General features: G+C 56.7%; 17 protein-coding genes. 12 read left to right on the plus strand and 5 right to left on the minus strand.

Annotated features, from left to right (window positions below):
- From ACW8F6_RS04900 to ACW8F6_RS04935, 8 genes are all read left to right on the plus strand, one after another.
- A complete protein-coding gene (locus ACW8F6_RS04900; protein WP_491574731.1) occupies positions 1-2181 on the plus strand; it encodes a type IV pilus secretin PilQ in 2181 nt (726 codons plus the stop codon).
- A complete protein-coding gene (aroK, locus tag ACW8F6_RS04905) occupies positions 2178-2693 on the plus strand; it encodes a shikimate kinase AroK (protein ID WP_491574732.1) in 516 nt (171 codons plus the stop codon). The genes ACW8F6_RS04900 and aroK overlap by 4 nt, the downstream gene beginning before the upstream one ends.
- A gap of 70 nt (positions 2694-2763) precedes the next feature.
- Positions 2764-3864 (plus strand): 3-dehydroquinate synthase, encoded by a 1101-nt coding sequence (gene aroB / locus ACW8F6_RS04910; protein WP_491574733.1) that lies wholly within the window; start codon positions 2764-2766, stop codon positions 3862-3864.
- A gap of 38 nt (positions 3865-3902) precedes the next feature.
- Positions 3903-5381, plus strand: coding sequence for an AAA family ATPase (locus ACW8F6_RS04915; protein ID WP_491574734.1), 1479 nt, complete (start codon positions 3903-3905; stop codon positions 5379-5381).
- A 384-nt stretch (positions 5382-5765) separates the two neighbouring features.
- Positions 5766-10214: a glutamate synthase large subunit gene (gene gltB, locus ACW8F6_RS04920; protein ID WP_491574735.1), complete on the plus strand. Its 4449-nt coding sequence runs from the start codon at positions 5766-5768 to the stop codon at positions 10212-10214.
- 25 nt (positions 10215-10239) lie between these two features.
- Positions 10240-11658: an FAD-dependent oxidoreductase gene (locus tag ACW8F6_RS04925; RefSeq protein WP_491574736.1), complete on the plus strand. Its 1419-nt coding sequence runs from the start codon at positions 10240-10242 to the stop codon at positions 11656-11658.
- A gap of 157 nt (positions 11659-11815) precedes the next feature.
- The gene (gene hemE / locus ACW8F6_RS04930) at positions 11816-12880 is read left to right on the plus strand and encodes a uroporphyrinogen decarboxylase (protein ID WP_491574737.1); all 1065 of its coding nucleotides are present in this window, start codon (positions 11816-11818) and stop codon (positions 12878-12880) included.
- 174 nt (positions 12881-13054) lie between these two features.
- Positions 13055-14416 carry a cyclic di-GMP phosphodiesterase gene (locus ACW8F6_RS04935; protein WP_491574738.1) on the plus strand — a complete coding sequence of 454 codons (1362 nt, stop codon included), beginning with the start codon at positions 13055-13057 and terminating at the stop codon, positions 14414-14416.
- A gap of 223 nt (positions 14417-14639) precedes the next feature.
- On the opposite strand, the gene asd is transcribed toward ACW8F6_RS04935, so the two are convergent.
- From asd to rsgA, 4 genes are read right to left on the minus strand one after another with little or no spacing between them, the layout of a single operon-like run.
- Entirely contained in the window at positions 14640-15509 is an 870-nt protein-coding gene (gene asd / locus ACW8F6_RS04940; protein WP_491574739.1) for an archaetidylserine decarboxylase, read from the minus strand.
- Between the two features lie 13 nt (positions 15510-15522).
- Positions 15523-16329, minus strand: a complete 807-nt coding sequence (locus tag ACW8F6_RS04945; protein WP_491574740.1) for a rhodanese-like domain-containing protein — start codon at positions 16327-16329, stop codon at positions 15523-15525.
- Positions 16330-16389: 60 nt separating this feature from the next.
- Entirely contained in the window at positions 16390-17976 is a 1587-nt protein-coding gene (locus ACW8F6_RS04950; protein ID WP_491574741.1) for an HDOD domain-containing protein, read from the minus strand.
- 58 nt (positions 17977-18034) lie between these two features.
- A complete protein-coding gene (gene rsgA / locus ACW8F6_RS04955) occupies positions 18035-19078 on the minus strand; it encodes a small ribosomal subunit biogenesis GTPase RsgA (RefSeq protein WP_491574742.1) in 1044 nt (347 codons plus the stop codon).
- A 98-nt stretch (positions 19079-19176) separates the two neighbouring features.
- Here rsgA and orn point away from each other — a divergent pair, with 98 nt between their 5' ends.
- From orn to ACW8F6_RS04975, 4 genes are all read left to right on the plus strand, one after another.
- Positions 19177-19725: an oligoribonuclease gene (gene orn, locus ACW8F6_RS04960; protein ID WP_491574743.1), complete on the plus strand. Its 549-nt coding sequence runs from the start codon at positions 19177-19179 to the stop codon at positions 19723-19725.
- Between the two features lie 329 nt (positions 19726-20054).
- On the plus strand, positions 20055-20351 hold the full coding sequence (locus ACW8F6_RS04965) for a DUF1330 domain-containing protein (protein WP_491574744.1): 297 nt from the start codon (positions 20055-20057) through the stop codon (positions 20349-20351).
- A 39-nt stretch (positions 20352-20390) separates the two neighbouring features.
- Positions 20391-20897, plus strand: coding sequence for a metal-dependent hydrolase (locus tag ACW8F6_RS04970; RefSeq protein ID WP_491574745.1), 507 nt, complete (start codon positions 20391-20393; stop codon positions 20895-20897).
- A gap of 280 nt (positions 20898-21177) precedes the next feature.
- Positions 21178-22494 (plus strand): hypothetical protein, encoded by a 1317-nt coding sequence (locus ACW8F6_RS04975; RefSeq protein ID WP_491574746.1) that lies wholly within the window; start codon positions 21178-21180, stop codon positions 22492-22494.
- A gap of 16 nt (positions 22495-22510) precedes the next feature.
- Here ACW8F6_RS04975 and queG read toward each other — a convergent pair whose 3' ends face one another.
- Positions 22511-23650, minus strand: a complete 1140-nt coding sequence (gene queG / locus ACW8F6_RS04980; RefSeq protein WP_491574747.1) for a tRNA epoxyqueuosine(34) reductase QueG — start codon at positions 23648-23650, stop codon at positions 22511-22513.
- Between the last annotated feature and the right edge of the window lie 9 nt (positions 23651-23659).

Raw genomic sequence — 23659 nt, forward strand, 5'->3', positions numbered from 1 at the left:
ATGAGAATCTCCCGTAAAACATTAGCCCACCTTGGCTGTAAAGTGGTTGCCATGGCAACTCTGGCAGTTGCGGCGTTCTCGGTGCAGGCCAATACCATTGAAGACATAAAATTCGCAGAGCTGCCTGGTCAGCGATTTGAGGTGCACTTGCAGTTTAGCGAGACGCCAGTCACGCCCGATGGTTACACTATCGACAAGCCCGCACGCATTGTGTTGGATTTCCCGGAAACCAGCAGCGCGCTTGCGCAGAAAAAGTACGCCTTATCTTTTGAAAACGCTAAAGACGCGGCAGTGGTTTCGGCCGGTGGGCGCACGCGATTGATCTTATCGCTCGACGATTTACAGCCCTATGCCACGCGCGTTGATGGCAACACCTTTGTGTTGGAAGTCGGCGGCGCTAATGTGTCAGATTATTTGGCGAAAAGCTCGGCATCCAAAACGTCTGCGCTGTCGGCGCAATCTAACTCAACGAAAGAGGCTGCCGCCAAGAGCAGTGGTGCTAGCCGCGTGCAAGTGGCCGACGTGGACTTTAAGCGCAATGCCCAAGGCGCTGGTGAGCTGATGTTTACCTTGTCTGACGCGCACCTGGAAGTGGATGTGGATGAGACCTCATCGGGTGTTCGAGTGACGTTTATCAACACTTTCTTGGAGCAAGAATTGCGTCGCCGTCTGGACGTCACAGATTTTGCAACGCCTGTTACTGAAGTCAACATGGATTACGATGGCCGCAATACCGTGGTTAATATTGCCGCTCCCGGCCAATACGATTACATCGCCTACCAGGCCGACAACAGTTATGTTATCAGCTTGAAACCGCTCAATAAGCAGGAGCAGGAAGAGAAAAATGCGCGCTTTGCCTTTGTGGGTGACAAGCTCTCATTGAATTTCCAAGACATTGAAGTGCGCTCGGTATTGCAGCTTATTGCCGACTTTACCGAGTTGAATTTGGTGGCCTCTGATACTGTTAGTGGACGTATTACGTTGCGCCTGGATAATGTGCCCTGGGATCAGGCCCTGGATTTAGTGCTGAAAACCAAAGGCTTGGATAAGCGCCAAATTGGTAATGTATTGATGGTGGCGCCGGCAGCAGAGATCGCCGAACGCGAACGCCAGGAGCTGGAAACCAAGAAGCAACTGGAGGAATTGGCGCCCCTGCGTACCGAGTATATCCGCGTACGCTATGCCAATGCGAAAGAGCTGTTTGAGCTGTTTAAGGGTCGCCGCGATAGCGGCGGCGGTTCGGGTCGCGACTTCAGCAGTCAGAGCAGCAGCGATCGCAACTCCACTGGTTCGCTCTTGTCTGAGCGGGGGCGTGCCATTGTGGATGAGCGCACCAACTCCATTATTCTGACCGACACCGAAGAAAAGATTACCGAATTTAAAAAGGTCATCGCCGAGATCGATATTCCCATTCGCCAGGTGCTGATCGAGGCGCGTATCGTGATCGCCAATACCGATTTCCGCGAAGAGTTGGGTGTTCGCTGGGGTGGGCTGGGCTTTAGTACGGGAGACCGCAGCGAAGGCCGTTTCACTGGGGAGATGGAAACGCTCGACTACGACGAGGATGAAAACGGTCGTATTGAATTTGATTTGTCGAAATCCATGATGGTCGACCTCGGTGTGTCCAATCCCGCCGGTGCGATTACTGCAGCCTTTGTGGACGATAATACTTACCTGGCACTGGAGTTGTCGGCATTGGAAGACTCGGGTCACGCGGAAATTGTGTCCCAGCCCAAAGTGATCACTGGTGACAAGCAGAAGGCTACCATACTGTCAGGTACAGAAATTCCCTACCAAGAAGCTTCCGCAAGTGGCGCCACTACCACGTCGTTTAAAGAGGCTGTGCTGAAATTGGATGTGACCCCACAGATTACGCCGGACAATCACATCATCATGCAGCTGCAGATTCACAAAGACAGTGTGGGTGAGATTACCGAAACCGGTATTCCCTCGATCGATGTAACTCAGCTCGATACCAAAGTACTGGCCGCCGATGGCGAGACCATTGTGCTGGGTGGTATTTTTGAGACAGAGCAAATTAAGGGGCAGATTAAAGTGCCTTTCTTTGGCGACATTCCTTATTTGGGTCGCGCCTTCCGCAAAGATGTATCGCGCGAAAGTAAAACCGAATTGCTGATCTTTATCACACCTCGGATTATGGCGGACAACTTTACGCAATGAGTCAGCCGGTCTTTCTGGTCGGCCCCATGGGGGCCGGCAAGACAACAATTGGAAAACAGCTAGCGCAACAACTCGGTTATCCCTTTAAAGACTCAGATCGCGAGATTGAAGAGCGCACCGGCGCCGATATTCCCTGGATTTTTGACGTTGAAGGCGAGGCGGGCTTTCGGCAGCGCGAAGTGGCTGTTCTGGCCGACTTGGCGACGCAGGGGCAGTTGGTGATCGCCACAGGTGGCGGTATTGTTATGCGCGAAGAAAATCGCGCCTGTCTTAAAGCCAGCGGCATTGTGTTTTACCTGACTGCTTCGACTGAGCAACTGCTCGAGCGAACAGCCAAGGATAAGCGCAGGCCCCTGCTGCAGGTGGCAGATCCCGAGTCGCGAATCCGCGAGCTGCTGGCAATCCGCGACCCACTTTACGCCGAAGTCGCCACCTATATCATTAACACCGAAAAACGGCCGCCGCGCCTGGTGGCGCAAGAAATGGCAGAATTGGTCCAGGCACACCGATAGATCTAGCGTGATAGGCTGCTGAATAGCGCGAAATCTGCTATGGTGCAGCCTTTTTTGCGCGTGAGACTTTATGCAAACCTTACACGTTCAGCTCGGTGATCGCAGCTACCCCATCTACATCGGCAATAACTTGTTAGCGCAGACTGCGCTGTTGGCACCGCACATTGGTGGTGCCCAGGTGTGCATCGTCACCAATACCACCGTTGCCCCGCTTTACCTGCCAACACTCCAGACGGCGCTGGCCGATTATGCCGTGACCGACGTTATCCTCCCGGACGGCGAAGCCCACAAGCATTGGCAAACGCTCAACAGTATTTTCGATCAATTGTTGTCCGAAAGGCACAACCGCACCACCACCATTATCGCATTGGGTGGTGGCGTGGTGGGCGATATGGCCGGTTTTGCCGCAGCCTGCTATCAGCGCGGGGTTCGCTTTATTCAAATACCCACGACCCTGTTGTCGCAGGTGGACTCCTCTGTGGGCGGGAAGACCGGCATTAACCACCCGTTGGGTAAGAACATGGTGGGAGCGTTTTATCAACCTCAGGCGGTGCTGATTGATACCGCGCTGCTGGCCACCTTGCCCGCGCGCGAAGTGTCGGCAGGGCTTGCTGAAGTTATTAAATACGGCCTCTTGGGCGATGCGGACTTTCTGACTTGGCTGGAAGAAAATATCGATGCCTTGATGGCACTGGATGAGGCTGCGTTGCGCTACGCCATTGCGCGCTCCTGTAATAACAAGGCGCGCATTGTCGCGGCGGATGAAAAAGAGGGTGGCGTTCGCGCGTTGTTAAATTTGGGGCACACTTTTGGCCACGCCATTGAAACCCAGTTGGGTTATGGTCAGTGGTTGCACGGTGAAGCGGTGGGTGCGGGCATGGCAATTGCGGCCGAACTATCGGCGGAGTTGGGCTGGTTGACCCAAAAGGATGTGACGCGGGTGCGGGCACTGTTGCAGCGCGCCGGCTTGCCCGTCGATGCGCCGAATACCATGACTGTGGCGCAATTTATCCAGCATATGAGCGTGGATAAAAAAGTGATGGATGGGCGCTTGCGCTTTGTATTGCTGAAAGCCCTGGGTCAAGCGGTTGTGACAGAGACCGCACCTTTAGAAAAGGTGCAGGCGGTACTGCAGCGATCCATCGCGCGGGGGCTTGCTGCGCAAGGCTAAAGGCGTTAGCCTGATCAAAAAACGGCAGGACGAAATTGATGAGCGCAACGCCACTGAAGGCGAGCCATCCCGTTGATTCGCAGTCCGACGGTATCGCAGATTACCTCTCCCATTTTGGGCTGGACCGGCCCCCGTTTGATGCGTCGATCGATGCGTTCTTCGGCGCCCATGGTCGTCAGGCCTTGCTGGCCCAGCTGCTGCATCTACTTCACTTTTCCGAAGCGCCCACCTTATTGGTGGGCCCTGAAGGTGCCGGTAAAACGGCTTTCTTACAGGCCCTGCGCGATCAGCTGGCCGAGCAAGATTACGTCTTTTATATCGAAGCGCCGGCCATTACCACCTCCAGTCAATTACTGTTGGCCATTGCCCAGGGCATCGGTCTTGCGGTTAGCCCGCAGGATAACTTGGCCCGATTACAGGCGCGGCTGCGGGAGTGGGTCGAGTTTAGCGGCGGCAGTCTGCAGGCCTATCTGTTGGTAGATGATTCTGAGGCGCTGAGTTCCGACGCGGTTGCCACGCTGCAGACTCTGGTCACGGGTAGCGCTGCTAATTGTTGGCACTTGCTGGCAGCTGGCAGCTCGGTCATGGTAGACAAATTCAACGCCCAAGCGCCCGAGGCAGCGGAACCGGCGCAGGTATTCAGTTTGCCCGAAGTGACGCAGGACTTTGTGGCGGACTATCTTAGCTTTCGCTTGGATCAGGCCGGCTACACGGGCCCGCCAATTTTGAATGAAGCGGATGAGGCGCTGATCTATCAGGCCTGTGGCGGCGATTTAAATCGCGTCCACGATTGCGCGGAAATCCAGCTCTTACACAGGTTAGAGGTGACGCCTACCGCCCATCGCTTGCCTCTGTGGCACATGGGCGCGCTCGCAGGCCTGTTGCTTATGCTGGGGGTTGCGTGGATCGGCTACGAGAGCCCGACGGCCGGTACTGCGGCGGTTGACGCTGCGATCAATCCTTTGCCAATGGATCAACCTACAGAGGCAGCAACGCTGGCGACGCCCGACGCTGGCGCGCAACCCGCGCCCTTTGACGAGGAAACTGAAGCATCGAGACCGACACCGGTACAACCAAAGGCCATCGACGCGCCGGCCGCGCGCGCGATTGAGATAGCCGAGGCGCCGCCCGCTGAGCCAGTGGCCACTAAACCCGAGCCCGTTGATGACCCGCTCATGCACACTGGCACTCGCTCACCGACGCCCGCCGCCTCTACCTATACCGCAGACGAGCGTCATTTACTGGCGCGTGCGGCCAACCGCTATACCTTGCAAGTGCTGGCGGCGAGCTCCAGCACTGGCGTAAACCAGTTTGTGGCGCGCCACGCCGGGCAACCGCTGCGGGTCTACCGCACGCAGCGCAACGGACAGCCCTGGCACGTGGTGGTTCTGGGTGATTTCAGCAGCTCTGACGAAGCGCGTGCTGCGATCCAAACATTGCCCAAAACGCTGCAAAAAAGCGGGCCCTGGCCCAGAGATATGGCCTCTGTCCAGCAGCAAATAAATCAGCAATCCTAGCTTAAGCAATTAATATTTGTTTGACTGTCTTTCCTTGGTGGTTTGTTGCGCCGCCGCCCTTGCGCCGACGGGGCTTAGCGGGTAACATTCTGCGCCCATTTGCCCCCAAAACCGCAGAAGTTGCTGTGGAGACGGTGGATTTGGGATCTGAGGAGCCTCTGTGCGATCCTTTGATGCTTTACTGTGTAGACGCCTGTGGGCGGGCACACCGGGGCATCAGCGACGCATCGCCTGCAAACGTCATCATTGCGCGCCAAACTTAGCGGGCCCAGGCCTGCGGTGGTTACTGCGCTCCGATAAAAGCAACAGAGGTTTTTTTGCCGGTGCTAGCGCCGGCAGTATTTTCCTCTTCTAGCGAAATTTTCAACGATTGAAGGACTGTTTATGAGCACTGGCCTCTACCGGTTAGACGAGTTCAAAGACAACTGTGGCTTTGGCTTGATCGCCCATTTGAAAGGCGAAACCAGCCACCGGCTGTTGACCACTGCCATTGAGGCGCTCACCTGTATGACCCACCGCGGTGGTATTGCGGCGGATGGGAAAACGGGCGATGGCTGCGGTTTGCTGCTGCAAAAACCCGACAGCTTTTTACGCGCCGTGGCGCGTGAAGCCTGCGACGCAGAATTAACCGCCGCCTACGGTGTGGGCGTGTTCATGCTGTCCACCGATCCGGTCTTAGCGCGTCAGCAGCAGGCCGTTGTTGAAAAGGAAATCACGGCGCAAAAGCTCACGGTTGCCGGCTGGCGCCTAATGCCCACAGACAACGCCTGCCTGGGCCCCATCGCCCTGGAATCCGTACCGGCGTTTTACAACCTGTTTGTAAATGCCGAGGGGCTTGCTGAAGAACAGTTGAACGCTAAGCTGTTTGCCGCGCGGCGCCTGGCAGAAAAGCGCCTAAGCGACGACGAAAATTTCTACGTGGCCAGCCTAAGCAGCAGCGTTATGTCCTTTAAAGGGCTAATGATGCCTGTGGATTTGCCGCGTTATTTCCTCGATTTAGCCGACGCACGCTTGGAAACCGCCATTTGTGTATTCCACCAGCGTTTCTCCACTAACACTATGCCGCGCTGGCCACTGGCTCAACCATTCCGCATGCTGGCCCACAACGGCGAAATTAATACCATCACCGCTAACCGCAACTGGTCAGTGGCGCGCACGCCCAAATTCCAATCGCCCCTGCTGCCGGACCTGTCCGAAATCGCACCGCTGGTGAACCGCACCGGCTCCGACTCCTCCAGCCTGGACAACATGTTGGAAGTGTTGCTGGCTGGCGGCATGGAACTGCACCGCGCCGTGCGTATGCTGGTGCCGCCGGCTTGGCAAAATGTCGAGCACATGGATCCGGATCTGCGTGCGTTTTACGAATACAACTCGATGCACATGGAGCCCTGGGATGGCCCCGCAGGTTTGGTAATTACCGACGGCCGCTACGCCGTCTGTACCCTGGATCGCAACGGCCTGCGTCCGTCGCGCTACGTGATCACCAAAGATGATTTCATTACAGTGGCCTCAGAAGTGGGCGTGCACGGCTATAAGCCGGAAGATGTCGTTGCCAAAGGGCGCCTCGGCCCAGGTCAGATGCTGTCTATCGATACGCAAGAGGGCAAGCTGTATTTCAGCGAAGATATCGACAACATGCTGAAATCGGCCCAGCCCTATAAGCAGTGGTTATCTAAGCGCGCCACCCGCTTGCGTGCCGATTACAACGGCCCTGCAATAGACAACCAATTTACTTTGGATGAATTTCAGCGCCACCAAAAACTTTTCCAGGTCAGTTTTGAAGAGCGCGATCAAGTGATTCGCCCGCTGGCTGAGGGTGGCCAGGAAGCCGTGGGCTCCATGGGCGACGACACGCCCATGGCCGTACTCTCGGAAAAAGAGCGCTGCCTGTACGACTTTTTCCGCCAGCAGTTTGCCCAGGTTACCAACCCGCCCATCGACCCGCTGCGCGAATCCATTGTGATGTCGCTAGAGACTTGCCTGGGCGCCGAGAAGTCGGTGTTCGAGCATGTTGAAGATCACGCCGATCGACTGATCCTGACATCGCCTGTGTTGACCTGGGCCAAGTGCGATTACATTTTAAAATTCGACAAGCCCGGCTACCGGGTGCGCAAATTTTCCCTCTATTTTGACCCCGCCAAGAAGGATTTGCGCCAAGCCATCGTCGATTTATGCGACGAAGTGGAAGCAGCGGTGCGCGAAGGTACTGCGATCGTTGTGCTGTCCGACCGCGATGTAGAGCCAGACTTGCTGCCAATTCACGCGCTGCTGGCCACGGGTGCGGTGCACGCGCGGTTGGTGAACACAGGCTTGCGCTGTGATTCCAATATCATTGCCGATACGGCAACTGCGCGCGATTCCCACCAGATTGCCTGCCTGATTGGCTACGGCGCCACGGCGGTGCACCCCTACCTGAGCTATTCCATCATCAACCACCTGGTCCAGACCGGTGAGATGCTGGACGACGCGGCCACGGCGCAAAAGCGCTATGTCACGGCAATTTGCAAAGGCTTACTGAAAATATTGTCGAAAATGGGTATCTCCACCATCGCCTCCTATCGCGGTGCTTACCTGTTTGAAATTATCGGCCTGAGCCGCGATGTGGTGGATTTGTGTTTTCCGGAAACACCTTCGCGCATCGCCGGTGCAGGCTTTGACGATCTACAAGCCGACCAAACCAAGTTACTGGCCTATGCCAACAAAGCCCGCAAACCCATTCAGCCCGGCGGTCTGCTGAAATACATGCATGGCCAGGAGTACCACGCCTTTAACCCGGATGTGGTGCAAACCCTGCAGCGCGCGGTGCAAACGGGCGACTACGCAGTGTGGCGCGACTACGCGGGTCTGGTTAACCAGCGGCCCACGGCTACCCTGCGGGATCTGTTAAAAGTCACCGATAAAGCCACGCCTGTACCGCTTGAAGAAGTGGAGTCAGTGGCAGACATAGTGCGGCGTTTCGATTCGGCGGCCATGTCTCTGGGCGCTCTGTCACCCGAGGCGCACGAGGCGTTGGCGCAGGCCATGAACACGCTCGGTGGGCGCTCGAACAGCGGCGAAGGTGGCGAAGACCCCGCCCGTCACGGCACCTTGAAGTCTTCAAAAATCAAGCAGGTGGCCTCGGGCCGCTTTGGCGTCACGCCAGAGTACTTGGTTAACGGCGAGGTGTTGCAAATTAAAGTGGCCCAGGGCGCCAAGCCCGGCGAAGGCGGCCAGCTGCCCGGCGGCAAGGTGAACGCCTTGATTGCCCGGTTGCGCTACTCGGTGCCCGGTGTGACCCTGATCTCGCCGCCGCCGCACCACGATATCTATTCGATTGAAGATCTGGCGCAGCTGATTTACGACCTCAAGCAGGTAAACCCCGAGGCGTTGGTGTCGGTAAAACTGGTGTCGCGCCCCGGCGTGGGCACCATTGCGGCGGGCGTGGCAAAAGCCTATGCCGACCTGATCACAATTTCCGGCTACGACGGTGGCACGGCGGCCAGCCCGATTACGTCTATTCGTTACGCCGGCTCGCCCTGGGAGCTGGGCCTGTCGGAAACCCACCAGATGCTGCGCGCGAACAATTTGCGCGGCAAGGTGCGCGTGCAAACAGACGGCGGCCTCAAATCCGGCCTGGACGTGGTCAAGGCGGCTATTTTGGGTGCAGAAAGCTTTGGCTTTGGTACCGCGCCCATGGTGGCGCTGGGTTGCAAATACCTGCGTATTTGTCACCTGAATAACTGCGCCACCGGCGTGGCCACTCAGAATGACAAGTTGCGCAAGGACCACTACATCGGCACCGTAGACATGGCGGTGAACTTCTTTAAGTTCATGGCCGAGGAAACCCGCGAGTGGATGGCGCGGTTAGGCGTGCGCACACTGGAAGAGCTGGTGGGCCGCGTGGATCTATTGGAGCGCATTGAAGGTCGCACTAAGCGCCAGTCGCAGCTGGATCTCAGCCCGATTACGCACACCGATGCATTCTTGGCTTCCAAGCCGCAAACCTGTCAGCAGGCCCGCAACACGCCCTTTGACGAGGGGCGATTGGCGGAAACCATGGTCCAGCAATTGTTGCCCGCGATCGAGTCAAAATCGGGCGGCGAGTTTGCATTTACGGTCACTAACTGCGACCGCTCCATCGGAGCGCGCCTGAGCGGTGAAATTGCCAAGCGCCACGGCAATTTGGGCATGAGTGATGCACCCATTAAGCTGAACCTCACGGGTGTTGCCGGTCAGAGCTTTGGTGTTTGGAATGCTGGCGGTTTGGAAATGTACCTGGAAGGCGATGCCAACGACTATGTGGGCAAAGGCATGGCAGGTGGCAAACTGGTGGTGCGCCCACCGAAAAACTCTAGCTTTAAATCGCAGGAAACTTCCATCATTGGCAATACCTGCCTCTACGGCGCCACTGGCGGTAAGTTGTTTGCCGCGGGCCAAGCGGGCGAGCGGTTTGCCGTGCGCAACTCGGGCGCCCAGGCGGTGGTTGAAGGCGCGGGCGATCACTGTTGCGAATACATGACCGGCGGTGTGGTCGCGGTGCTGGGCAAAGTGGGTGTTAACTTTGGCGCGGGCATGACCGGTGGTTTTGCCTATGTGTTGGATTTAGAGCGCAGTTTCTCCGATCGCTACAACCGCGAGCTGGTGGAAATCGCGCGCATTAACAACGAAGAGTTGGAGCCGCATCAAACACACCTGCAGCAAATTATTGAAGAATTTGTGGCCGAAACGGACAGCGAGTGGGGCCGTTATCTGCTAGACAATTTCTTCGACCTGATTGGCAAATTCTGGTTGGTTAAGCCCAAGGCTGCGAGCCTTGACGGTTTGCTCAAGCAAACTGTGGCAAGCCCACAGTAACCACGCAGAATTAAGAGGAATTACTATGTCAGCGCGATTGAATAATCATTTTCAGTTTGTGGACGTGGGTCGCCAGGACCCCTCAAAAAAATCACTCAAAACGCGCAAAACGCAGTTTGTAGAGATTTACCAACCTTTTACTGAGGAAGAAGTGCAGGGCCAGGCGCACCGCTGTTTAGAGTGCGGCAACCCCTATTGCGAGTGGAAGTGCCCGGTGCACAACTTTATTCCCAACTGGTTAAAGCTCATCAGCGAAGGCAATATCTTTGAGGCCGCCGAGCTCAGCCACCAAACCAATTCTCTGCCCGAAGTGTGTGGCCGTGTGTGCCCACAAGACCGTTTGTGCGAAGGCGCCTGCACGCTGAACGATGGGTTTGGCGCTGTGACCATTGGCAATGCGGAAAAATATATCACCGACACAGCCTTTGCCATGGGTTGGAAGCCCGATATGTCCAAGGTGGTGTGGACCGATAAGAAAGTGGCAGTGATCGGCGCTGGGCCGGCTGGCATTGGCTGTGCCGATGTCTTGGTGCGCAACGGCGTTAAGCCCGTGGTCTTCGATCGCTATCCGGAAATCGGCGGCCTGCTGACTTTCGGTATTCCGGAGTTCAAACTGGAAAAATCGGTGCTGGCCCGCCGGCGCGAAGTGTTCACCGAAATGGGTGTTGAGTTCCGTCTGAATACCGAAATTGGCAAAGATATTTCGATGGCCGATTTGCTGCGCGATTACGACGCGGTCTTCATGGGTATGGGCACATACAAATACATGAAGGGCGGTTTTCCCGGTGAAGACTTGGACGGCGTGTACGACGCGCTGCCGTTTTTGGTGGCCAACGTTAATCGCAACCTCGGCTTCGAAAAAGACCCGGCCGATTTTATCAGTGTGGAAGGCAAGCGCGTGGTCGTGCTGGGCGGTGGCGATACCGCCATGGATTGCAATCGCACCTCCATTCGCCAGCAGGCGGCTTCGGTCACTTGCGCCTACCGCCGCGACGAGGCGAACATGCCCGGTTCCAAGCGCGAAGTGGTCAACGCCAAACAGGAAGGGGTGAAATTTAAGTTCAACCGTCAGCCCGTGGAAATTGTGGGCAATGGCAAGGTCGAAGGCGTGAAGGTGGTTACCACGCAACTGGGTGAGCCCGACGCCAACGGCCGCCGTCGACCCGAGGTGATTCCCGGCTCCGAGGAAATCATTCCAGCCGACACGGTACTGGTGGCCTTTGGCTTTCAGCCAAGCCCGGCGCCCTGGTTTGCCGACCACGACATCGCTGTGAACGACTGGGGCGGCGTGCAAGCAGCCGAGCAACAGACTTACAAATTCCAGACCTCTAACCCGAAGGTGTTTGCCGGCGGCGATATGGTGCGCGGTTCGGACCTGGTGGTAACCGCCATTTGGGAAGGCCGCGAAGCGGCGCAGGGCATCCTGGATTATCTGGATGTGTAACAAGGCTTGGTCACGGTTGGCGTGACGCACCGGTCAGGATGCACTAATGACCTAAACAAGGCCCCGTAAACCGGGGCCTTGGCGTTTTTGCGTGGCAAATCTGTACGCTGTTTCGCCCAGCCCGTACAATGCCGGCAACTCAATTTAAGTGATTGCTATGACTGAACTGAAAAATGACCGCTTCTTACGCGCGCTATTGCGTCAACCCGTGGATGTTACCCCTGTCTGGATGATGCGCCAGGCAGGCCGCTACCTGCCAGAATACCGGGCCAGCCGCGCCAAAGCGGGCGATTTCATGGGCCTGTGCACCAATCCGGACGCCGCCTGTGAGGTAACCTTACAGCCGCTCGAGCGCTACCCCCTAGACGCCGCCATCTTGTTTTCAGATATTTTAACCATCCCCGATGCCATGGGATTGGGCCTGTATTTCGAGGCGGGTGAAGGCCCCCGATTCCGAAAACCCGTGCGCACCGAGGCGGATATCGCAGCATTGCAAGTGGTTAACCCGCACCAGGACCTGCCCTATGTGGTGGATGCCGTGCGCACTATTCGCAGTGCGCTCAACGGCCGAGTGCCGCTCATCGGCTTTTCTGGCAGCCCCTGGACGCTGGCCACCTACATGGTGGAAGGCGGCTCCAGCAAGGATTTCCGGCGCGCGAAAAGTTTGGCGTTTAACCAGCCCGAAGTGATGCACCAATTGCTGTCTGTATTGGCTGACTCGGTCACTGCTTACCTGAACGCCCAGATAGAAGCCGGTGCCCAGGCGGTGCAGATATTCGATACCTGGGGCGGCGCTCTATCGCACGCGGCCTACCAAGAGTTCTCGCTGGCATACATGCAGCGCATTGTGTCGGGCTTGATTCGCGAGCGCGAAGGGCGCCAGGTACCGGTCATTCTATTCACCAAGGGCGGTGGCCAGTGGCTCGAATTGATGGCGGCCACCGGTGCCGATGCCCTGGGGCTGGACTGGACTACAGATATTGGCCAAGCGCGCGCGCGCGTGGGCCATCAGGTAGCCCTGCAGGGCAATATGGACCCCACCATGCTCTACGCTAGTCCGGCGCGTATTGAGCAAGAGGTGGGTCAGATTCTGGCGGCCTATGGCACCGGTAATGGCCACGTGTTTAACCTGGGCCACGGCATCACACCTGAGGTCGACCCAGCCCACGCGGGTGCCTTTATCGACGCCGTTCATCAACTTTCCGCTGCCTATCATCAGTAAATGTTGAATGTGTGACCATGATCTAGCGTCAAATTCGCCAAATACGGTGGAAAGGCGCTAAAATCATCTATTAAGTCAATCGGTTAGAGCGAATTTCTCTGGTAGGACTTGAGTTTTACTGGCGCCCCTGGTGTGCGCTGCTGTGGAAGATGTATTAGCAACGAGGAAGTTGCCTTGGCGATCAAACAGTTAAAAGTGGATGTCAATGAGCTAACTCCGGGTATGTTTGTATCCGGGCTGGATCGCCCGTGGTCGCAAACGCCCTTTCCGTTACAGGGTTTCTATATCCGCGAACTGGACGAGATCAAACAGCTCAAGGCCCACTGCCGCCACGTCTACATCGATGTCGCCAAGGGCAAGGGCCCGGTGGCCACCAAGCTGAAAACCCTGAGCAAATCCGGGGTGTCTCAGCCGGTGGCCGCGCGCGGCGCCAAAAGCGCCAATGCCAATATTCCCGTCGCCCCGCTCAAGATCAAGCGCAACGTCTACCAGCAGAAAAGCCAGCTGAAAAAAGAAGTGGCGGTGGCCAAAGAGCTGCACCAACAGGTTCACACCGCCATGGAGCAGGTGCTGGGACAGTTGGAAAAGGGCCGCGATATTTCCGTTAAAGACACCAAGCGCGCCACCAGTCAGATGGTGGACTCGGTGATTCGCAACCCCGATGCATTCTCCTGGCTGGCGCGCGTGCGCGAAGTGGATGAGCACACCTATACGCACGCCATGCGCTCGGCGGTGTGGGGCATTTTATTTGGTCGACACATCGGGTTGGGCAAAACCGATTTGGATACGTTGGCGCTGGGTATTCTGCTGAAGGATGTGGGCAAGGTAAAAATAGACAAGGCGCTAATTGCTAAAAAGGTCCGCAAACCCGAAGAGGAGTTGGAGTACGAGAAGTTTGTACTGCACGGCTGTGATATCTTGCGTCAGATGCCCGGTATCGAACCACGGGTAATCGCCGTGGTTAAAACTCACTGCGAGCGATTAAACGGCAGCGGTTTTCCGCAACATCTGCGCGGCGATAAAATTCCATTGCTCGGTAAAATAGCCGGCATCGTGACCTTCTATGACGACACTACCAATCCCCGCGGCGAAGCCTATCCCTTGGCGCCCAGTAAAGCGGTGGCCAAACTCTACGAAATGCGCGACGTGCAGTTTCAAGAAGAGTTGGTGGTGGAGTTTATTCGCGCCATCGGTTTATACCCCACCGGCACGCTGGTTGAGCTGTCGACGGGCGAAGTGGGTGTAGTGGTCGAGCAAAACTTTGAGCGCCGGCTCAAGCCCAAGGTGATGCTGGTACTGGACGCCTGTAAACACCAAATGCGCAAACCCATGTTGCTGGACTTGGCCGAGGACGACCGCCAAAAGCAGGCGCTGATAGACTCGGGCAAAAAGCGCTTATCGGAAGTGGAAAAAATTGAAATTGCCCAGGACCTGGAGCCGGGCAGCTACGATATCGATATCGCGACCATTCGCGATGAATACCTGTTCAAGCCCGAGAAAAAGGGTTGGTTGGCCGGCTTGTTTGGCAAAAGCTAATTATCGGCTGGCACCTTCGCAAAACGGCGGCTTTTTTCTCGCTAATCCCCGATCGGCCATTCACTCGGGCGAATATCCGCGCACAAGTATTTTATGCGTCGTGCGACGGTGCGAATGCGCGTGTCAGGTCTGCAACGCGTGCGTAAATTAGGTTAATAGTGGCGTGTCGAAAGCTGTCTACCCGCGCTGGTGCAGCGCGGGTTACTCGCAGGGGTTCGCAGTCTCAGGCTAGCGTTGATGAGCTCTTCAGCTGGCCCAGAGCCTGGCCCATAATCGTTGGAGTGCCGGCCTTGTATTCGGGTAACCACTCCATGACCTGTGGCCCAAAAACCACGATGGCGGTGCTGCCCAGTTTAAAGCGCCCCATCTCTTCGCCTTTGGCCAGCGAAATTGTCTCCTGCCGGTTGTAGTGGGTGCGGCGCACTTGGCGACGGTAGGGCGTTACCTGACCGGCCCAGGTAGTCTCGATGGAGGCCACGATCATGGCGCCCACCAGCACCAGCGCCATTGGCCCCGCCTCTGTATCAAAAAAACACACCAGCCGCTCGTTGCGCGCGAATAAGCGGGGCACCTGGTCGGCGGTGGCCTCGTTGACAGAAAATAAATCGCCCGGCACGTGCACCATTTGCGTAAGCGTGCCCGCTAGCGGCATGTGTACGCGGTGGTAGTCCTTCGGCGACAAATACACGGTGGCAAACTTGCCACCCATGAAGGGCTGGGCGGCGTCTGGATCGCCACCGAGCAGTTCGGTCAGGCTGTAATCCTGGCCCTTGGCTTGAAATACACGGCCTAATTCAATATCGCCTAATTGCGAGATAGCGCCATCTGCCGGGCTCACGATGCTGTCGGGTGCGGTGTCGATAGGGCGCGCGCCGGGCTTCAGGGCCCGGGTAAAAAAGTCGTTGAAGCAGGCGTAGCGAGTGGGGTTCTCCTCCAGGGCCTCGCTCATGTTGACGTCGTAGCGATTGACAAACCAGCGGGTGAAGGGGTCCTTAATCCAGCTGATGGAAGTTTCAGCCAGCCAGCCAGCGGCGCGCGATAGCGCGTGCTGGGGAATCAAATACTGCAGGCTAGCGAAAAGTTTTGGATTCATGTTGTGCGTCCGTTTACGAGGATTGTTCGACGGGTGTCGTTGGATGGTTGCCCCACTCACTCCACGAGCCGTGGTAGGCGCGGATGTTCAGCCCAAGGCTCTTGCCCACCAGATAGGTAAAGCCCGAGCGGTGATGGGTTTGACAGTGGGTGACAATGTGTTTGCTGCGATCTATGCCCAGGCTTGCGAGAAATTCTTTGGCGTCGGTGCGAATACGCAATTGGCGTTGCTGGTCCATGAGTTGTGTCCACTCGCAGTTAATAGCGCCTGGGATATGGCCTGCCTTTTTGGCAAAGACTTTTTCGCCGCGGAATTCGGCCGGGCTGCGCGCATCCCACACCAACAAATCGGCATCGCCCAGGCGCGCGAGAATTTCTTCGCAATCAATGGTAAAGGGGTGCGGGTGCAAGTGCAGGGTCAGTTTACTTGGCGCTACCTCGGTGGGCTCTGCGCTCAGTGGCAGCGCTGCTGCTTTCCAGGCCAGGAGGCCGCCGTTTAAGTATGAGTACTTCTGGTGGCCGATGACATCTAATAGCCAGATAAAGCGCCCTGCCCAACCGCCACCTTCGTCGTCGTACACCACTAAGTGCGTATCCGGTGTCAGGCCGATACGTTGGAAGAGTTGGGTCAAGTGCGCCAGGTCGGGCAGCTTGCCGACTGCGGGTGGTGGGCTAGCCATTAGCTCCTGTGGCAGTACGCTCACAGCGCCCGGCAGGTGGCCGGCGGCATAGGATTGCTCGTTACACAGGTCCACCAGTCGCAGCTGCGCGTCGCCCAGGTGCGTTGCTAAATCTGCAGGTTCAATAATTAGTGGCAGCATAGGGCCCCCGGCGTTAGAAAAGCGCCATTGTAATGGAATCTGTCGTTCGAAACAGTGTAACTAGTTGTGTTGGCCGGCTGCGCGCCGTTGCACCTTGACCGCTAGTCGTGCGATAGCTTGCTGTGCCGCCTGTGCCAGCAGCTTGCAGGCCTGCAGTCGCGGCGGCGATAAATCGGGCTCTGCTGCGAGCATCAGCGCGATGCATTTCCCCTTTAAGCTGAGCGAAATAAATACGGCATCCTGCGACTGTAGCGCGGTCGTCAATTGGGATGGCAGGTGAGGGGTTAGTGCACCGCGATTATCGCTATTGATCAATACGGCGGCGGGCTTGCCGGCCAATTTGGTGAGCAGGCTGGCATCGGCGAGTTGGTCGGGCAGCGGATTATCCGGGCGCTGGTCAAAGTTGTACTTTAGTTGCCAGCCGCCGGCGGGCTCGCGCAGTAGCAGTGCCCCTAGGTGCATCCCGAAACCCAGAGAAAGTGTGCGGCTAACACACTGAAGGATAGCGTTTAGCGTCACCAGCTCGGCAGTGCCCTGGCGCAAAGCCATGATATTTTCGCGCACGATTTTGGCGTCGATAAATCGGTTGTCGAGCAGCCGGTTGGGCTCGCGGGTAGCCGCCTCACTGGGCGATGTTTCAGGTGGAGGTGGCGCAGCGGATTGGGGCCGCGGCAGCGAGTAGGTGGGATCTGTGCCGTAACGGGGCCACTGGCAGAGTAGGCGTCGCGCCGGGTGCGTTTCCAGTAGCGAAGGGTGTAGGGACGGCAGTTCGCCCAAGGCGCGATGGCAGGCCTGGGTGATGCGCGCTTCGCTGGTTTGTAGCAGTTCGGCCACTAGCTGTTGAGCAAAACGCGCGCTGTTGTGGCTGGGCGCGTTATACAGACGCTCGGCCAGATGTTCCAGTAGCACTATTGTTAACAGGCGTCGATTGCCGAGCTCGGCAAAACCTCCGTGCCGGTGCGACCGAGCCAGAGCACACAGCTGCCGCTGCAATTGACCGGCAGGTTGTGTCAGTCGTTGCTTGGCAAGCTGTGGCAAGGGCAGCAGGGCTAGTTGTTGGCGTAGCAGCGGGCGCAGATCGGCGCCAAACACCAGTTGCTGTGCTTTGGCGGGCCCAATTTTAGGGTTGCGTGCCAGCCCGGCCAGCCATGCTTGCTCGTCTGCCGCATAATGCCAGCACAGCCACGCGGGCAGGTCGCTGAATTGTACGGCAAAGTGGAGCTCGCTAGCCTGCAGACCCGCATTGGCCAGTGGCAGTTGAGCCAGCATCTGCGTGCGCAACAGGCTGATTTGCAGGCGGCGCCAGTATCGTGGGTGTGGCTCTTCGGCGATGGGCAGGCTGTGCAGTAATTGGCGCACCTGTGGGAAACCCAGCAGGCTGACCAAGTGAGGAAGGTCGCGTATCTCATTGCCCGCTGCTTGGACCAGTCGATTGGCTTTCAAATAGTGGTGCAGGCAGGCGACCGGATCTTGCGCCAGAGCCTGGGCAACCTGCTCGGCACTGCTATTGGGGCGTTGTAAGCTGTGTTGTACGCGTTCGAAAGTACCGGGTAGCAGGCTTAAGCCTGCGGGTACAAGCAGTTTTCGCCAATGGTCGGCGCCCTTCGGGTGGGGCAGTGCCAGTGTATGGGGTGGGCTTCGTTTCATGCCCTTAGCATAGATGAGCCCTGTCCACTGTGCGCGGTGGCTGCGCTAGGTACCTGGGTCAACCGTGGGGGTTGTCGAGACTGGCCAAAATCATATTGCAGCTGTCCATGCGCGATTGGCTGATCTGGCCTTGAGCCACTGCAGCATGCAGAGCACAACCGGGCTCCTGGCGGTGTTTGCAGTCGCGGAATTTACAATAACCCAGGTGCGGTCGAAACTCGCGAAAACCCGCCAGCACCTCCTCTGGCGCCATATGCCACAGGCCAAATTCGCGAATGCCGGGCGAGTCGATCAGGTGACCGCCCGAGGGGAAGTGGTAGAGGTGTGCGGTGGTGGTGGTGTGGGTACCTTTCTGCGTCGCCTCCGACAGGCCGCCCACGCGAATATCGTACCCGGGTAACAAACTGTTAATGAGCGAAGACTTGCCTACTCCCGATTGTCCCACAAACACACTGGTATAACTGGCCAGGTAACGGGTCAGGGCATCGATATTTTCGCCCGTAGTGGTGGACACCTGCAGCAAGTCGTAATCCAGCGAGCGGTAGCGCTCCGTCAGCCAGGTCATTTTGTCCCGATTGCTCTCATCTATTCGGTCGGCCTTGTTAAAAAGGATGAGCGGTGTGAGTTCCAGGGCTTCCGTGGCCACCAAATAGCGGTCAATTAAATTTGCGTGTGGCTCGGGATAGGGGGCGGCCACGATGATAATCCGGTCGATATTGGCGGCGATGGTTTTCATATCGCCGTAGGGGTCCGGCCGCTGCAGCTGCGAGTGCCGTGGTTGCACGGCGACAATGACGCCGGCATCTTTGCCGCGTCGCCATACCACTTTATCGCCAGTGACCAACGAGCCCAGGTTGGCGCGGAAGTGGCAGCTCACCACTTCGCCCTCGGCCGACCCCTGATCGCCTAGCTCGCCGAGCGACTCCACCTCGACCCGTTTGCCGTAGTGAGCCACCACCAGACCAAACTCTTCCGGCCCCAGGCTGTCGTCCTGCAGCTGCTGGTCGGCACGGGCGTCGCGTTTACTGGCGCGCGCACTGCGCTCCTGTTGGATTTTCTCGATACGCCAGGCCTGGCGACGGTTGAGCTTGCGTTTACTCATGGGTGGAGATCATCGTGCGGGCGCCTCGGGCGTTGCCTTGCTAAACTGTGGGACACATTGTAAAACGTGCGCCCTTAAAAAAATACGAGCAGACCTTCATGAGCCACATTGCCGACGACAACCTTATCTGGATAGACCTGGAAATGACCGGCTTGGAGCCGGATACCGACGTAATTATTGAGATTGCCACCATCGTCACCGATGCCCAGCTAAATATTCTGGCCGAGGGACCGGTCTTTGCCATTCATCAGCCTGACACAGTGTTGGCTGGTATGGATGAATGGAATACCAATCAACACGGTAAATCGGGTCTGACCCAGCGGGTCAAAGACAGTAAAACCTCAGCCGCCGAGGCCGAGGCGGCCACCATCGCATTTTTGGGGCAGTGGGTGCCTAAGGGCAAATCGCCCATGTGCGGCAACTCCATTTGTCAGGACCGGCGATTTTTAGTGCGCGGTATGCCTGAGCTAGAGCGCTATTTTCACTACCGCAATTTGGATGTCAGCACCCTCAAGGAGCTGGCCCGACGCTGGGCGCCCGAGGTATTGGCCGGCGTGAAAAAATCCAGCAGCCACCTGGCCATGGACGATATCAAAGATTCCATTGCCGAACTGCAGCACTACCGAAATACATTTATTAAGTTCTAGTCGGTTCCCGTCGAACAGCAGCGCGAAAGCGCGCTAGGACAGCGCTTGATCGACACTGCAGACTGCCAAAACTCCGCTATTGATGCGAGCTGCTGTGGCCGGGCGCCAAGGCGCCCAAGTCAGTCGCCTGCTTTTTGAAACTAATACAGTGAGGGAGTAGGTGGCCATTTCGTCTTGGATGGTGTGCCTCTGGCACACGGTGTACAGTGATTTTTAGGCGATGTCCCAAATTGTATCGTGCAGCGCACGGAATTTGATTAATGGCCGCAAGGATTGTAATGCCGTGTACGCCGTGTCGGTTGGTGAATATAACCAAAAAGGACTCTGTAATGTACGAAATGCTCGTGGGGCTTGAAGTCTCAGATACCGACATTTACGCGCAGTATCGCGAGGCGATGGCCCCTATATTGTCAGCCTATGACGGTGGTTTTGGGTACGATTTTCTAGTCTCGGACGTCTTGCTTAGCCAGGTGGACGTGCCCATTAACCGGGTGTTTACCATCTATTTTCCTAGTCAAACGGCGGCGGATCATTTCTTCTCTGATGCACAATATCTGAGCGCTAAAGTTGCCTACTTCAATCGTTCAGTGAAAAACACCACCTTAATCGCCAGCTATCAGAAGTAACACAATCTACTTGAAGGCCTAGGTAGGAGCGCTGCATTTATGCCATTCACACCCATCCATATGGGGCCGGGAATTTTTATCAAAGCTGTGTTGCAGGGCAGTTTTAGCTTGATGGTTTTCGGTTGGACGCAGATCGTTATGGATATCCAGCCGCTGTGGGTGCTAGTCACCGGCGAGGGTCATTTACACGGCTTTAGCCATACCTATTTGGGGGCGACATTGCTGGCTGTGGTCGCTGGAATATCGGGTAAATATTTGTCCGAGCTTGGCATGCGCATAATCGTCCCGCATTGCGTCGAAGCTATAGAGATCCGTTGGTGGGTGGCGTGCACGTCGGCATTGATTGGTGCCTTTACACACGTCATGCTCGATAGCATGATGCACGCCGATATGGCCCCATTGTACCCCTTTTCTAATGTCAACTCTCTGCTTGGTGCAGTCTCTGTTGCGGACTTGCACAAGGCCTGTATGTACACCGGATTGGTAGGTACGGCTATCTACTATTGGGTACGTTTTAAATCGAGTAAACGCGGTAAAAAGGATTAGCGTAGGCGATACCATACGGCTTGCGCTGCGCAAGCTGTGCTCAATGGCCCGAATAGGCAGCGGTTTTGTCCGTGGAAAATTGGTTTTTGACGGCGCTTGAATTACCCTGCGATACAGGGATATCTCATATTTAGTGACAGTAGGGGCTGACTTTCCCAAGTTAGGCAGCCGATATTGCCATATTTCATCTGTTGCACTAAGACTTGAGTCGCGCTAGGGCGATTGTAAGTTTGGTGCCAAAATTATTTTGAGCCGCGATGCCGGTCAGGATTTAAATGTAATGTCGATAAAAAATGTAGTGGCGCGCTTTTTTTTATGCGCGAGTATTAGCGTGAATGTCAGTGCAACTGTACCAATGGCAACCACTGAGTGTGCCACGGATTTGGAGGCGCTCGAATCGCAACTAGAAACGTCGCGGGATCGTTTTATCAAGGACAAAATCCCTTCAATTATCGCGGCCTTTCGCTCTGGCTCGCGCGCGTGTATAAGTCAGGTGCTTGAGTACCCCTTTGAACGGCCTTACCCCGTTGCGCCCATTCGGAACGCGGAGGAGATGTTGGCGCGCTTTGATGAAGTGTTTGATGCGGAGTTAATCGCGGGCATTGCGAGTTCAAATGTTGCCGATTGGCACTACCGCGGCCTGTACGGTTTTACTTTCAGCAATGGGCTGGCCTGGGCGGGTGAGTCTCAATATGTATACTCGACGGGTATTCAAACAGCGCGCGCCGGCGCCGTTATGGTCGAAGCGCTGGCCGAGCAGCGGCGCCACCTGCACCCCAGCTTGCATGAATTCGAAGCCGCCGTGCTGTCCTGGAACTCAGCGCGCTTTAATGTACGCATCGACGATTTAGGTGAGCGCGGCTATCGTTACGCGGTGTGGCCAGGCGACAAGCCTCAGAGTGCTACGCCCGATTTAATCTTGACCGGCGGCGAACTGCACTGGGTGGCCGGCGGCGTGAGATACCCCCAGTACACCTTTAAGAATGGCCGCTACACCTATGTGGTTGAAAGGGGCTGGTCGCCCGAATGGCCGGAGGGGAAAATTGGCTTTTTGCAGGTAGTTAAAGACAGCCAGACGGCGTCGGAAAAACAATTAGTGCACGTTGATTATTTTGCCCGAGACGAGGGGGTGCGCAAGGAGCACACGGAGCAACTATCGCGCCTTGAGCTGGCGCGGGAATTTGCCATTAGGTTAATCGAAAATCAACCGCTGAATGATTTGCCAACGGGCGCCATCGAGCTGCGCTATGTCTACGAGGGCAATGAGCAGGATATTGGCACGGAATACTACGAAAAGTCGGTCGACGACACAGTCGGCGAGGTGCCGCTATCGGAATTTGTGCGCCAGCTGCAGGCGAACTGGAATGTCGATATGCGCTGGTTCCTGGATAGCTGGGCTACAGACGCCGTGCGATTGTTGGCGGCGCTACCACATGGCTCCAGCGGCGGCGATGTTGCGCTGGCGGGGCCGGACGACAACCGAATTTATGTATTGAATGCGCGCGAAGAGCTCAATTACTTTATCCTCGATTTCGACGATGAGACTGGCTCTGATCGGCTGGTCCGCATCACCTACTATTCGCGCTATTTACCTTGATCCAGTGGGGACTGCCTCACCAGGTGCGCGCGCTGTTTTTGATTTTACGCTTGCGTTTTTTATTGGTATCGCGCTGTTGCGCCAGCGCCCAGTCTATGTGCTCTTGCACCATGGGTGTGGCGCTCACCCGCGCGTGTTCGAGCTGGTGAATGATGCTGGTATTGCTGGGGGCGTTGCCTAAACCCACGGCCAGGTTGCGCTGCCAGTTTTCAAAACCGGTGCGGCGCAAGGGCGAGCCCGCCGTGCGCTCGAGAAATTCCGCCTCTGTCCACGCGAATAGTTCCACTAATTTTGTGCTGTCGAGCTGGTGGCGCGGCAAAAAATCGATTTCTTGTGTGTAATTGGCGAATTTGTTCCAAGGGCAGATGGCCTGGCAGTCGTCGCAGCCAAACACGCGATTGCCCATAGGCTCGCGAAATTCCACCGGTATTGGGCCTTTATTTTCAATGGTTAAATAGGAAATGCAGCGGCGCGCGTCTAGCTCGTAGGGCCTTGGAAAGGCATCTGTGGGGCAAACTTTTAAACAGGCCGTACACTCGCCGCACTCGTCTTTTACAGCGGTCTTGTCCACGGGCAGCGGTAGACAGGTAAGCACCTCGCCCAGAAAAAACCAGCTGCCCGCTGTTCGGTTGATAATAAGGGTGTGTTTGCCTTGCCAGCCAAGGCCGGCCTTGGCGGCCAGGGGCTTTTCCGCTACCGGCGCGCTGTCTACGAAGGCGCGCTGCTGAAACTGCGCCGGCAACGGCAGGCCCAAGGCGATGGCGCGGGCCTCAATGAACTGCGCTAAATGACTCAGGCGTTTGCGAATCAGTTTGTGGTAGTCGCGTCCAAGTGCATAGCGGGAAATATACGCGGTTTCGCCATCTTTTAACGCCGCGATCAGCTGAGTGTCTCCGGGCAGATAGTCCATTCGGGCACTAATAACGCGCAGGGTACCCGGTAGCAGTTCCGCTGGCCGCGTGCGCATATTGCCGTGATCGGCCATCCAGCCCATGCTGCCCTGGTAGCCCTTGGCGAGCCAGGCCTGCAAGCGCTGCTCTGCCTCGGCCAGGCCAATATCGGTAATACCGACCTGCTGAAAGCCCAGTCGCTGACCTTCGGCTTTGAGCTCGGCGGCCAGTTGGGTCAGTGCGCGGGTGTGTTCTGTGTCTGCCATTGTTCGTGT

Source organism: Simiduia sp., assembly GCF_058345725.1.

Bases quoted from the DNA above. Each gene is read 5' to 3' on its own strand.
- ACW8F6_RS04900 (WP_491574731.1), top strand. From the start codon at position 1: ATGAGAATCTCCCGTAAAACATTAGCCCACCTTGGCTGTAAAGTGGTT.
- aroK (WP_491574732.1), top strand. From the start codon at position 2,178: ATGAGTCAGCCGGTCTTTCTGGTCGGCCCCATGGGGGCCGGCAAGACA.
- aroB (WP_491574733.1), top strand. From the start codon at position 2,764: ATGCAAACCTTACACGTTCAGCTCGGTGATCGCAGCTACCCCATCTAC.
- ACW8F6_RS04915 (WP_491574734.1), top strand. From the start codon at position 3,903: ATGAGCGCAACGCCACTGAAGGCGAGCCATCCCGTTGATTCGCAGTCC.
- gltB (WP_491574735.1), top strand. From the start codon at position 5,766: ATGAGCACTGGCCTCTACCGGTTAGACGAGTTCAAAGACAACTGTGGC.
- ACW8F6_RS04925 (WP_491574736.1), top strand. From the start codon at position 10,240: ATGTCAGCGCGATTGAATAATCATTTTCAGTTTGTGGACGTGGGTCGC.
- hemE (WP_491574737.1), top strand. From the start codon at position 11,816: ATGACTGAACTGAAAAATGACCGCTTCTTACGCGCGCTATTGCGTCAA.
- asd (WP_491574739.1), bottom strand. From the start codon at position 15,509: ATGAATCCAAAACTTTTCGCTAGCCTGCAGTATTTGATTCCCCAGCAC.
- ACW8F6_RS04945 (WP_491574740.1), bottom strand. From the start codon at position 16,329: ATGCTGCCACTAATTATTGAACCTGCAGATTTAGCAACGCACCTGGGC.
- ACW8F6_RS04950 (WP_491574741.1), bottom strand. From the start codon at position 17,976: ATGAAACGAAGCCCACCCCATACACTGGCACTGCCCCACCCGAAGGGC.
- rsgA (WP_491574742.1), bottom strand. From the start codon at position 19,078: ATGAGTAAACGCAAGCTCAACCGTCGCCAGGCCTGGCGTATCGAGAAA.
- orn (WP_491574743.1), top strand. From the start codon at position 19,177: ATGAGCCACATTGCCGACGACAACCTTATCTGGATAGACCTGGAAATG.
- ACW8F6_RS04965 (WP_491574744.1), top strand. From the start codon at position 20,055: ATGTACGAAATGCTCGTGGGGCTTGAAGTCTCAGATACCGACATTTAC.
- ACW8F6_RS04970 (WP_491574745.1), top strand. From the start codon at position 20,391: ATGCCATTCACACCCATCCATATGGGGCCGGGAATTTTTATCAAAGCT.
- ACW8F6_RS04975 (WP_491574746.1), top strand. From the start codon at position 21,178: ATGTCGATAAAAAATGTAGTGGCGCGCTTTTTTTTATGCGCGAGTATT.
- queG (WP_491574747.1), bottom strand. From the start codon at position 23,650: ATGGCAGACACAGAACACACCCGCGCACTGACCCAACTGGCCGCCGAG.